10 protein-coding genes and 1 pseudogene are annotated in these 12,103 nt (G+C 73.4%); 10 read left to right on the top strand and 1 reads right to left on the bottom strand.

What is annotated here, in order from left to right:
* From ACFV61_RS30670 to ACFV61_RS30645, 6 genes and pseudogenes are all read left to right on the top strand, one after another.
* Positions 1-144: pseudogene (locus ACFV61_RS30670) on the top strand (IS4 family transposase); the annotation flags it as partial.
* A gap of 181 nt (positions 145-325) precedes the next feature.
* A complete protein-coding gene (locus tag ACFV61_RS30665; protein ID WP_063348122.1) occupies positions 326-1,171 on the top strand; it encodes a helix-turn-helix transcriptional regulator in 846 nt (281 codons plus the stop codon).
* A 313-nt stretch (positions 1,172-1,484) separates the two neighbouring features.
* On the top strand, positions 1,485-2,669 hold the full coding sequence (locus ACFV61_RS30660; RefSeq protein WP_380495157.1) for a methyltransferase domain-containing protein: 1,185 nt from the start codon (positions 1,485-1,487) through the stop codon (positions 2,667-2,669).
* Between the two features lie 79 nt (positions 2,670-2,748).
* On the top strand, positions 2,749-3,264 hold the full coding sequence (locus ACFV61_RS30655; RefSeq protein WP_380495155.1) for a DUF6879 family protein: 516 nt from the start codon (positions 2,749-2,751) through the stop codon (positions 3,262-3,264).
* Between the two features lie 188 nt (positions 3,265-3,452).
* On the top strand, positions 3,453-4,064 hold the full coding sequence (locus ACFV61_RS30650; protein WP_380495152.1) for a DUF4157 domain-containing protein: 612 nt from the start codon (positions 3,453-3,455) through the stop codon (positions 4,062-4,064).
* 124 nt (positions 4,065-4,188) lie between these two features.
* Positions 4,189-4,695 (top strand): hypothetical protein, encoded by a 507-nt coding sequence (locus ACFV61_RS30645; protein ID WP_380495150.1) that lies wholly within the window; start codon positions 4,189-4,191, stop codon positions 4,693-4,695.
* 67 nt (positions 4,696-4,762) lie between these two features.
* Here ACFV61_RS30645 and ACFV61_RS30640 read toward each other — a convergent pair whose 3' ends face one another.
* Positions 4,763-6,247 carry a BTAD domain-containing putative transcriptional regulator gene (locus ACFV61_RS30640; protein WP_380495147.1) on the bottom strand — a complete coding sequence of 495 codons (1,485 nt, stop codon included), beginning with the start codon at positions 6,245-6,247 and terminating at the stop codon, positions 4,763-4,765.
* A gap of 132 nt (positions 6,248-6,379) precedes the next feature.
* Between ACFV61_RS30640 and ACFV61_RS30635 the strand changes: the two genes are divergently transcribed.
* From ACFV61_RS30635 to ACFV61_RS30620, 4 genes are all read left to right on the top strand, one after another.
* A complete protein-coding gene (locus tag ACFV61_RS30635) occupies positions 6,380-9,412 on the top strand; it encodes a BTAD domain-containing putative transcriptional regulator (protein ID WP_380495144.1) in 3,033 nt (1,010 codons plus the stop codon).
* 132 nt (positions 9,413-9,544) lie between these two features.
* Entirely contained in the window at positions 9,545-10,444 is a 900-nt protein-coding gene (locus tag ACFV61_RS30630) for a CAP domain-containing protein (protein ID WP_079135680.1), read from the top strand.
* 54 nt (positions 10,445-10,498) lie between these two features.
* Entirely contained in the window at positions 10,499-11,356 is an 858-nt protein-coding gene (locus tag ACFV61_RS30625) for a peptidoglycan-binding protein (protein WP_063348131.1), read from the top strand.
* Entirely contained in the window at positions 11,356-11,964 is a 609-nt protein-coding gene (locus ACFV61_RS30620) for an RICIN domain-containing protein (protein ID WP_380342963.1), read from the top strand. Before ACFV61_RS30625 ends, ACFV61_RS30620 begins: the two co-directional genes overlap by 1 nt.
* Positions 11,965-12,103: the final 139 nt, after the last annotated feature.

Raw genomic sequence — 12,103 nt, 5'->3', positions numbered from 1 at the left:
CACCAGGCCGCCCTCAACGACGGCCTGGACGTCGACCGGCTCTCGTTCACCCGCAGCCTGCGCGTCGTACGCCGCCAGGTCCCCGCCCAGGCGGCATTTTCCCCCCGGCAGACTCGCCCGCGCACTGACCCGCACCCTGACTGAGATCGCCGAACGCCTGCTACCCCCACGACGTCAGCGGACCTGCCCCCGCGTCATCAAACGCAAGATGTCCAACTGGCCCCTCAAACGCGCCCAACACCACAACTGGCCACCACCACAACCGGCAACAGTCACCGTCACCCAGCACGACACAACCTAAAGTCACTGGCATTGGCACTAGACCGTGTCCGCGTCATCCAGCGTCCAGCAAGCCAAACAGGCTCTCGGCCAGCGTCTGCGCGATATCCGGCGAGACTCCGGACTCAGCGCGCGGGCGGTGGCCGAGGCCGCTGGGTGGCATGAATCGAAGTGCTCCAAGATCCAGAGTGGCCGGGTGATGCCGTCGGAGGCTGACATACGCGTCTGGACGGCCATCTGTGGCGTCCCTGATCAGGCCGCGGACCTCATCGCGACTGCCCGGAACATCGAAGGCATGTACGTCGAGTGGCGCCGCCTCGAACGAGCCGGACTCAAGCGGGCGCAGGAATCCGTACGCCCGCTGTTCGAGCGGACACGCCGCTTCCGCATGTATCAGTCGTGGGTCGTCCCTGGCCTGCTCCAGACCGCCGCCTACACGCGTGCGGTGCTCCACACGATCGTGTCGCTGCGCAACACGCCCGACGACGTCGATGAAGCCGTCGCCGTACGGATGGAGCGGCAGAACGTGCTGCACACCGGAGACCACCGCTTCGCCGTCCTGGTCGAGGAGTGGGTGCTGCGAACGGTCATCGGCACGCCGGACGTCCTCCTGGGCCAACTTGGCCATCTGATCGGTGTCGGTTCCCTTCCCTCGGTCAGCCTCGGAGTGATTCCCCTCGGGACAACCAGGGGTGCAGGATGGCCGGTTGAGTCCTTCACCATGTACGACGATGCGCAGGTGAACGTCGAGCTTGTCTCCGCCCACCTCACCATCACCCAACCAGCGGAGATCGCCGAGTACGGCCAGGCCTTCTCCGAGCTGGCGAGCATCGCGGTCTACGGCGCCGAGGCGCGTTCGCTCATCACCCAGGCCATCAACGCGCTCGGGTGAATCCGGGCAAGGTCGAGCAAGTTCATCGACCGGGCGCAGGCCCCCTCCCTACCGTTGAGGACACAACGAGCTGACAGGAGCAGGCCGTTGCAGGTCACCGATCCCCCGAAGCCGAAGAAGCCCGCCTCGCCCCCGTCGCCGAGGCCGCCGGACCTGTAGCCACGCGACGACCTCCACACCTCACCGACCAACAGGGAGGGCCAATGAGCGGAACGGCCGGCAAGCACGCGGGCCAGCAGGACCCGGGCAAGGACAAGCCGTCCAAGGACACCTCGCGCCCGAAGCCGCCTCCGAAGCACGAAAAGAAGGACCAGTGACGGAGAACATCCACCAGGAGCAGGCCGCCGTGCGCGGCCTGCTCCTGGCCATCAGCGAAGAACTCGGCAAGCCCGTCCCGCAGGAATGGAAGGACGCGGTCAGGGCGACCCCGCGTCACCGGTTCCTGCCGGACCGGATCTGGCTGGACGACGAGAACGGAGACCTCCGGCCCTGCGACCTCCGGGACGAGCCCGACCGGTGGTTCGAGGCCGCCTACGCCAACGGGCCTGTCGTCACGCAGGTCAACGACGGCGAGGAACCGGCCGACAGCGCGGAGGCCTGGGCGTCGTCCTCCGCCTCCTCGCCCGCCATGGTCGTGCGGATGCTCGACGACCTCGGTGTCTGGCCGGGCTTGAAGGCCCTGGAGATCGGCACCGGAACGGGCTGGAACGCCGCGCTGCTCGCCCACCGGCTCGGCGCCGACCGGGTCACCTCCATCGAGGTCGACCCTGACGTCGCCCGGCAAGCCCGCGCCTCGCTCAACGCGGCCGGGCTCGCCGTGGAGGCCGTCTGCGGGGACGGCGCCGACGGCTGGGCCTCCCGGCAGCCGTACGACCGGATCATCTCCACCTGCTCGGTCCGCAGGGTGCCGACGGCGTGGATCGAGCAGACCGACCCCGGCGGCGTGATCGTCACACCCTGGGAGAGCCCGATGCTCTCCTTCGGCCTGCTCAGGCTCGTCGTCGGCGAGCACCACACCTACGGGAAGTTCAGCGCGCACGGCTCGTTCATGCTGATGCGCGCCCAGCGGACGGACCTGCGGATCTACCGGGACGTCGTACGCGACCACCACCAGCCCGACGAGTCCACCACCCGGCTGTCGCCGTGGCAGGTGTGCGGCGATGACCTGGACGTACGGTTCGCACTCGGCCTGAAACTCGGCGACGTGTGGACCGCCTGGCATCACGAACCCGACATCGAGGGGGTGGCCACCCGTCTGTGGGTGGCCACCACGGACGCCACCTCGTGGGCCGCGGTGGACCACGATGGCCGCCAGGAGGAACGGTTCACGGTCTGGCAGTACGGGCCTCGCCGACTCTGGGACGAGATCGAGGAGGCCCACGGCTGGTGGGAGAAGGCCGACCGGCCGGGCCCGGACCGGTTCGGGCTCCGGATCGTCGGCGACGAGCAGCAGGTCTTCCTCGACGGCCCGGCCACCGTCATCAGCCGGGTGCCGTAGGACGAGGCCCCTCCCGCCCGCTCGTTGGAGCCCAACGAGCGGGCGGCAAAGCAGATCTGCGCGGCGATGAGGAGGAACGATGACGAACCCAGTACTTGAGGGCCTGGCTGCGGCCAAAATTTCCGCCGTACACCTTGAGATGCGCGACACCTACCAGCCCAGCGACCCCGAGTTCATCGCATGGCAGCAGGGCAAACGCCTTGACCCTGCGGCCGAGCGATCGTCCTGGTGGCGCCCGTTCCTGGACGTGGTAGCCGAGACGACGGCACGCGGTGTCGCGATGAGGCGCGCCCGGGTCGTCTCCGAGCCGGTCACCGACTACATCCGATACGAGTACGACGTGACGTTCCCGAACGTCCGAGCGGGCGAACAGGTCCGTTGGCTTCCCCGCCGGCAGGCGGCCGACATCGCGCTGCCCGGCACCGACCTGTGGCTGTTCGACGGGGCGTCGGTGCTGTTCACGTACTTCTCGGGCGTCGGTGAGGTCGTCGACCGTGAATGGCGCACCGAGCCGGCCGTCGTCGAACTGGTGAAGTCGACATTCGAAACGGTGTGGGAGCGAGCCATCCCGCACGAGGAGTACCGGCTTCACTGATCCAGCATGGCCGCCTCGCCTGCACGCCCTACCCTCGACGGCAATCCTCTTGCTCCGTCCACATGTTGGGGACCAACCAACGGGCTGTGATGCCCCCGGGGGCAGGGTTGCTGCCCCCGCCATCCCTACCGCTCCGGGCGTGGGCGGGGTATCCAGGACTCACCGGCCACCGACCCGAAGGGACGCCGATGAGGACCCGTGACAGTGACGACAAGGCGCACACCCCCTCGACCAGCTCTCCCGCCTCCGCCCGGACACCAGCACCCGCGCTGCTCGGGCTCCAGGCGTCCGTCGGCAACGCCGCCGTCGTCCAACGGCTCCAGCGGGCCGGCCAGGTACAGCGCTCCGGCACCGCCGTCCACGACGTGCTGCGCAGCGGCGGCCGCTCGCTCGACGGTGCCACCCGCGCCGACATGGAGTCCCGCCTGGGCGCCGACTTCTCGGACGTCCGGATCCACGACGACAGCGCCGCCCGGAGCTCCGCCGCCGAGATCGGCGCCCGCGCCTACACCTCCGGCAACCACGTCGTCATCGGCGACGGCGGCGGCGACCGGCACACCCTCGCCCACGAGCTGACCCACGTCCTCCAGCAGCGGCAGGGCCCCGTGGCGGGCTCCGACAACGGCTCCGGGCTGAGCGTCAGCGACCCGTCCGACCGCTTCGAGCGCGAGGCCGAGGCCAACGCCCGGCGGGTGCTGTCCGGCCCGGCCGCAGACCGCGCTGACCACACCAGCCACACCAGCCACGCCGGCCACACCGGCCACACCGCCGCCCACGAGGACGAGGAACACGGCGGCTGAGCCGTCTCGCCCCCGCCCATCAACGGGATCGTTCATCGTTTGTCTACCGCCTTGCCCCATGGTCGTTTCCACGGGGCGCCCCGTACTTTCACGGGCGCGAGATGGACGAAAGAGGTACCCGGGGATGAAGGCAGTGAAGGCAGTGAAGGCTGTGCGACGCATGGCCGTCGGGGTGGCGGCCGCGGCGCTGGCACTGACGGGGACGATGCTGGGGGCCGGCACCGCGCAGGCGGCGTACGACCCGTCGACCCACACGCTGTGGAACGACGAGCCGCTCTACCCGGGCTGGCACGTCGACTCCGCGCGGTCCCGGCTGATCATGCAGCCCGACGGCAACCTGGTCGTCTACCGCAACTACAACACCCCGAACCCGGTGGCCGTCTGGGACTCCCGCACCAACGTGAACCACTGCGGGTACAAGGCGGTCATGCAGTCCGACGGCAACCTGGTCGTCTACTCCGCCTCCGGGGGCGTCTGCTGGTCCTCCGGCACGTACGGGCACCCGGGCGCCCGGCTGGTGGTGAAGGACCTCGGCGGCGTCGCCATCTACTGGGGTGACGGCGAGCTCCCCTTCGTCACCACGCCCACCAGCGACGTCCGCATCTGGGCGATGTCCTCGGACCTCTACTAGCCCCCGCGCGACGCGGCCCGACCGGCGGTCCCCCGTCGGCCGAGGCCGCACCGGGCCGGAGCGCCGCTCAGGCGCCCCGTTCGGCGAGCCAGCGGACCAGGTCGGCGACGGACCACTGCGGGCGGGCCGCGAGGCGCGCCGCCACCGACCGCAGGAGTACGGGCAGGTATCCGCAGAGCTCGGCGACCTCGGCGGCCGGGCCCGGCTCCCGGCGGATCCGCTCGGCGCCGACGACCCGGGCCAGCAGCTCGTACGCGTCCTGCGGCTCCAGCGGGCCCACGGCCAGCCGGGCCGCGTCGGCGGGCAGGGCGCCCGGTTCGGCGCCGGCCACGACGGCCGCGCAGCCCGCCACCGCGGGCAGCAGCGGCGCCGGGTCGGTGACGCCGTCGAGCACGACGAGCACCCGCCGCCCGGCGAGCGCGGCCCGGTAGCGCGCGCCCAGTTCGCCGACACCGGCGTCCTCGACGGGCCGCTCCCCCAGGGCCCGCAGGAAGGCGGCCAGCACCGTGCCCGGCTCCGCCGTCTCGCCGGCCGCGTACAGCTGCCCGTCCGGGAAGGCGTCCTGGACGGTGTGCGCCAGGTGCACGGCGAGCGCGGAGGTGCCGCTGCCGGCCGGCCCGGACAGGCCGAGCACCGGCGAGGCCCCGACGTCGGCACCATCGCCGTCACCGCCGCCTCCGGCCGCCCGCAGGATCCGCTCGGCCTCCCGCACCTGGGCCGCCCGCCCGACCAGGTCGGGGATGTCCGGCGGCAGTTGGCAGGGCCGGGCGGGCCGGCGCGGCGGTACGGGGGCGGACGGCGCCGCGAGCTCGGCGCCCCCTCCCCGGATGCGGGCGTGCAGGTCCGCGACCGCCGGTGCCGGTTCGAGCCCCAGCTCGCGGTCCAGCCGTTCGCGCAGGGCCTCGAAGGCGGCCAGCGCCTCGGCCGTCCGCCCGCAGCGGTGCAGGGCCAGCAGGTGGAGGCGCTGCACCTCCTCGTCGCGCGGGTGTGCGGCGGCGAGCGCGTCCAGCGCGGGCAGCGCCTCGGTGTGCCGGCCGAGCGCCAGGTCCAGGTCGTGCAGCACCTTGACGGCGGCGTGGTGGCCGGCGGCGAGCCGTTCGCGGGCGCGTTCGGCGAAACCGCCGGGCACGCCGTCCAGCGCGCGCCCCTCCCACAGCGCGAGCGCGCCGGCGAGCAACTCCCGGGCCCGCAGGGGGTCGTCGTAGCGCAGCGTGACGGCCTGGCTCACTCCGTCCTCGTAGCGGAACAGGTCGACGGCGGCCCGATCCACCTCCAGCCGGTAGCCACCGGCCGTGGCGACCAGTAGGCCGGGGGCCGCGAGGGCGCGGCGAAGCCGGTGCGCGTGGGTGCCGATCTGGCCGGCCGGAGCCTTGGGCCAACGGGCGTCATCCTCGCCCCACAAGCCCTCGACCAGCCGTTCAGTGGGCACGAGCTGGCCCGGGGCCAGCAGCAGGGCGGCCAGCACGGCCCGCTGCTGCGGCCGACCGAGGTCGATCTCGTGGCCGTCGCACCGGGCCCGCAGCGGCCCCAGCACACGGAATTCGAGCCCCATGCCCCCACCCCTCGAAGCCATGAGTTTCAAGTACACAATCCGTGACAGAGCATAGGTGACCGGATCAGGGGGCGCCGCCGTCCGTACGGAAGTGGCGTGATCCGGGCACCGGACGACATTCGGGGACGGGACATGGTTGACATCGGGGCGTCCGGGCTGCGGTTCGGACTGCTGGGGCCACTGCGCGCCTGGCACGGGGAGCGGGAGATCGAACTGGGCCGGCCGCAGCAGCGGGCCGTCCTGGCGGTGCTGCTGAGCGCCGCCGGACGGACGGTGGCGACGCCGGTGCTGGTGGAGGGGGTGTGGGGCGGGGCAGCGCCCGCCGACCCCCGCAAGGCCGTCCAGCTGGCCGTCTCCCGGCTGCGGTCGGCCTTCAAGCCGTACACCGGGCCGGATCCGCAGCGGATGCCGCTGGTGCGCGTCGGCGACGGCTACGCGCTGCGGGTGCCCGACGCGGAGGTGGACGCGGCCCGCTGGGAGGAACTGCTGGCCACGGCCGGACAGCTACGCGACGAGCAGGCCCCGCCGCAGGAGGTCCGGGAGGTCCTGCTGGCCGCGCAGCGGCTGTGGGTCGGCGAACCGCTGGCCGGGCTGCCCGGGCCGCACGCCGAGGCCGTCCGCTCCCACCTCGCCGAACAGCGACTTCACGCCAAGGAGACGCGGCTGGAGCTGGACGCGGAGATCGGCGACCACACCGGCCTGACGGCCGAGGCCGCCGCCCTCGCCCTGGAACACCCCGAACGGCCCCGGCTGACCGCCGTCCTGATGCGCGCCCTCTACCAGGCGGGCCGCAAGGCCGAGGCACTCGCCGTGTACGAGGACGCCCGCCGCCGGCTGCCGCCCGGCGGGGACGGGCCCACCCGGCACCAGGACACCCGCCGGCCGCCGACGGCCGCCGCCGCGCCGACGGCCGAGGACGGTCCCGCCGCACTGCACCTGCGGATCCTGCGCGAGGACCCGTCCCTGCTGCCCGCCCCCGCCACCTCCGCCTCCGCCCGCGCCGAACCCGCCCCCGCCTGGCAGCCGCCCGACCAACTGCCCGACGGCCTGGCCGACTTCACCGGCCGCGCGGAGGAGGTCGAGACCCTGGTGGACCGCCTCGCCGGGGCCGGCGGGCGAGCCGTCGTGGTCTCCGCCCTGGACGGCATGGGCGGGGTCGGCAAGACCACGCTCGCCGTGCACGTCGCCCGACAGGCCCACGGACGCTTCCCCGACGGGCGGCTCTTCGCCGACCTGCGCGGCGCCGACCACACCCCGCTGGACCCGGGCGCGGTGCTCGCCGGCTTCCTGCGCGCCCTCGGCGTGGCCGCCGCCGAGATCCCGCTCGACACCGGGGAGCGCTCCGCCCTCTACCGCTCGGCACTGGCCGGGCGGCGGGTCCTCGTCGTCCTCGACAACGCCGCCACCCTCGGCCAGGTCGAACCGCTACTGCCCGGCTCGTCCGGCTGCGCCGTCCTGATCACCAGCCGCGTCCGGCTGGCCGGCCTCGCCGGGGCGCACCAGATGCGCCTGGACACCCTGCCGCCCGCCGAGGCACTGGAACTGCTGACCCGGATCATCGGCGCCGACCGCGTCGACGCCGAACCCGGGGCCGCCGACGAGATCGTGCGGGCCTGCGGACTGCTGCCGCTCGCCGTGCGCATCGTCGCCTCCCGACTCGCCGCCGACCCCGCGCTCACCCTGGCCGCGCTCGCCGACGGACTGCGCCGGGAACACCGGCTGGCCGAACTCAACGACGGCGAACGGACGGTGGAAGCCACCTTCGCCCTCTCCTACCACCGCCTCGACGTCGAACTCGCCCGCGCCTTCCGCCTGCTGTCCCTGCCCGACGCCCCCGACGTCCCGCTGCCCTGCGCGGCCGCGCTGCTCGGCCGCACCGAAACCGAGACCGACGAACTCCTCGAAGCACTCGTCGACCTCAACCTGCTGCACTCCCCCCGCTTCGGCCGCTACGGCTTCCACGACCTGGTCCGCGACTACGCCCGCGGCCGGCTCGCCGCCGAGGAACCCGCCACCGAACGCACCGCCGCCGCCGACCGGCTGGTCGACTACTGCCTGGCCACCGCCCGCAACGCCGACCGCGCCGCCCGCAAGGCCGACCCGGTCGAACTCAGCCTGCTCGACGCGCCCGTCCGCTCCCCCGGGAAGACGATCACGGACGGGCCCGCCGCCGTCCGCTGGATGCGCGAACAGGCCGGCGTGCACGCCGCCGCCATCGCCCTGAGCTGCGCCGACCCGGCGCTGCCGCTCGACCGGGCGGCCGAACTCGCCGACCGGATGGGCTCCGTACTCGCCGAACGCACCCAGACCCGCGACATCGCCGACCTCTCCGACCGCATCGCCCGCGAGGCCGCCGCCCGCGGCGACCACGGCCCGCTCGCCCTCGCCCGCTACGTGCGCGGCGGCATGCTCTGGCACATCAACCGCTACGCCGAGTCCGAACAGGACATCCACCAGGCCGTCGCGCTCTGCCAGGACGACGACGGCGGCAACGGGGGCAGCGGCGACGGCCCGAAGGTCCGCGTCCTCGCCAAGGCCCTGCTCACCCTCGGCGGCAACGCCCGCGTCCACGGCCGCTACGCCGACGCCGCCCGACACGCCGGCCGCGCCGCCGACCTGTTCCGCCGCCTCGGCGCCGAACGCTCCGAGGGCAGCGCCCTCGGCGAGTTCGCGTTCAGCTGCGCCCAGACCGGCCGGCTGGCCGAGGCCCGGGACGCCGCCGAGCGCGGCGCCCGCCTGATGAGCGGCTCCGGCCCGGTGTCCGCCGCCACCGGCCGCTACTACCTGGCCCGGGTCCTGCGGCTGTGCGGCGACCCGGAGGCGGCCCTCGCCCACGCGGTCGGCGCCCGCGACGAGTTCGCCGCCCTCCAGGTGACGGTGTTCGCAGCGGCGGCGGGCGACCTCGCCGCCCGGATCCACGCCGAGGCCGAACGCTGGCTGCTCGCCGCCGACGCCGCCGAGGCGGCGCTGCCGCTCGCCCGCCGCACCAGCGCCGCCCTGGAGGCCGCGCTGCTGCGCACCCTGGGCACCGCGCTCACCGGCCTCGGCCGCCCCCGCCAGGCCCGCGCCTGCCTGGCGGACGCGCTGGAGGTGTACGAGCGGCTCGGGCTCGCCAAGGACGCCGAGCAGACCAGGGCCCTGCTGGACGGCCTGCCGCAGCCCTAAAGCGTGTCCCCGACGGCCCTCCACCCCTTGTTGATCACTTGTCTACCGCGGTCCGCGATCTTCTCTCTCGTCAGGTCGCGGACCGCACCAGTGCGGAGCCGGGGCCACTCCCACCGAAGATAGGCGCCACGCATGCCCACGCTCCCGCAGAACGGTCAGACCTGGACCCTCAAGTCCGCGAACGGAACGGTCGCCGACGTGCGCTCCAGCCAGAGCAGCCCGGGCACCCCGGTCCAGTCCTGGGGCCCCAACGGCACCACCGCCCAGGGCTGGGTCTTCTGGGCCAAGGACGGCGGCAGCTGGCTCCTGGAGACCCAGCTCACCAACGGCAAGCACGCCCCCGGCCAGGCCGTCGTCATCGACTACAACTACTCCACCGGCCAGACCTGGCTGTTCAACGAGCACGGGCAGCCCAACCAGCGCTGGGTGCTGGACGTCATCGACAACGACTGGTTCCGGGTCCGGACCGCCCGCGGCGACGAGGGCCAGCTGTTCCTCACCGCGGCCGCCCCCGGCGCCCCGCTCACCCTCACCAAGCAGGACGACAACAACCCGGCGCAGCGCTGGCAGCTCATCCCGGCCGGCGGCCAGAACGGCGGCGCCGGCGGCCAGCAGCAGCCGCAGCCCCAGCCGCAGCCGCAGCCCGGCGGCGACTTCCGCACCGAGATGCTGGCCTCCGTCAACACCGAGCGCGGCCGGGCCGGCCTCCAGCCGCTGCGGCTCGACGACCGTCTGAGCGCCGCCGCCCAGCGGCACGCCAACGACATGGCGTCCCACGACCTCACCCAGCACGACGGCACCGACGGCAGCAACCCGTGGGACCGCATCCACGCCGCCGGCTTCCAGTTCCGCTCGGCCGCCGAGAACGTCACCCCGGGCAACAGCGTGGCGGAGGCCATGCAGATGTGGATGAACAGCCCGCACCACCGCGACAACATCCTGGGCCGCGACTTCACCTCCATCGGCATCGGCTACACCCCCCGCCAGCGCGGCAACTGGGGCCGCTACGTCCAGACCTTCGCCCAGGCCTGACCTCCCCGTCCCCCCAGCAGCCACAGCAGCCACAGCAAGCAAGGAGCCACCCTCATGTCCTCGAACGCGGCGGACCTGATCCGCGTCGCCCGAGACGAGGTCGGATACCAGGAGGGCCGCAGCGGCTCGCACTGGAACAACATCCAGAAGTACTCGCCGGCCGTCCCCGGCCTGGAGTGGTCCCAGGGCGAGGCCTGGTGCGCGACCTTCGTCGCCTGGTGCGCCCGGCAGTCCGGCAACGCCGGGCTGTTCCCGGTGACGGCCTCCTGCGCCGAGGGCGTCGCCTGGTTCAGGGACCGCGACCGCTTCACCGACTACCCGGTGATCGGCGGCCAGGTGTTCTACGGCCCCGGCGGCGGCAGCCACACCGGCATCTGCGTCGCCTACACCAGCTCCACCATCACCACCGTCGAGGGCAACACCAACGACGACGGCAGCTCCGAGGGCGACGGCGTCTACCTCAAGACCCGCGACCGCAAGTCGAGTTGGGTGTACGGGTACGGCGTCCCGGACTTCGCCGACGGCGTCATCCTCGCCGACCCGCAGTGGCGGGACCGCCAGGGGGCGGTCTACTTCGGGCAGGAGGCCTCCGCCGCCGACCAGCCGAACGGCGGCGCCCGGCCCCAGGCCGACAGCGGCGGGGACGGGGGCGGGAGCGAGGGCGGCTACGAGCCCTTCCCCGGCGCCGACTTCTTCCAGGACGGCCAGAAGAGCGACGTCATCACCCGGATGGGAGAGCGCCTGGTCGCCGAGGGCTGCTCCGCCTACGCCGAGGGCCCCGGCCCCGAGTGGTCCGGGGCGGACCTCGAATCCTTCCGCAACTGGCAGCACAAGCTGGGCGACTCCGGCAGTGACGCCGACGGAATCCCCGGCCCCAAGCAGTGGGACGCCCTCCAGGTCCCGCGCGGCTGATGCCGCACCTCCACCACACCCGGATCCACCACACCCAGAAGGAGAACCCGATGAAACCCGTCACCCGTACCCGCAGGTTCCTCGCCGGGCTCGGCGCCGTCGCGGCCGTCGCGGGGGCGGCCGTGGTCACCGCCCCGGCCGCGCACGCCGCCGGCTGCGAGCTGGCGCCGAACCTGCAGACCGTCACCTCCGTCTACAACGGCGCCACCGGCGCCCTCGACCTGCCGGCCAACACGGAGGTCAACGGCCAGCGGATCGGCGTCTACCAGGGCAACCAGAGCGCCGCGCAGACCTGGTCGTTCTGGGGCTACTGCGACGGCACCACCGCCATCTCGCACGGCTCGGCCGGCAAGGTCGTCGACCTCGACACCGGCTCGGGCGCCGTCCAGCTCTGGGACACCCCCGGCGGCTGGGACGGCCTCAACCGCCCGGCCGGCGACTGGCTGCCGGCCAACCAGAAGTGGATCCGGACCGACGAGGACCGCGGCTGGTACCTGATCCGCAACGCCGCCACCGGCCAGTGCCTCAAGTCCAACGGCGTCGCCCAGCTCACCTCGGTGACGTCCTGCAACGGCAGCGACCCGGCCCAGCGCTGGAAGATCGGCTGACGGCTCGCCGAGAGGGGTCCGACGGTTCCCGCCGGGGGCGCGAATCGTCGGACCCGCCCCGTCCCCGGTCCGTTCGCCGGCCTCGGCGAGCGGACCGGTCCGCGCCCCCCCCCCACCACCCGAGCCACCCCAGGGCCGG

The organism is Kitasatospora sp. NPDC059817, assembly GCF_042731835.1.
GTDB lineage: Bacteria > Actinomycetota > Actinomycetes > Streptomycetales > Streptomycetaceae > Kitasatospora.
This window is presented reverse-complemented; position numbering and strand designations above follow the sequence as displayed.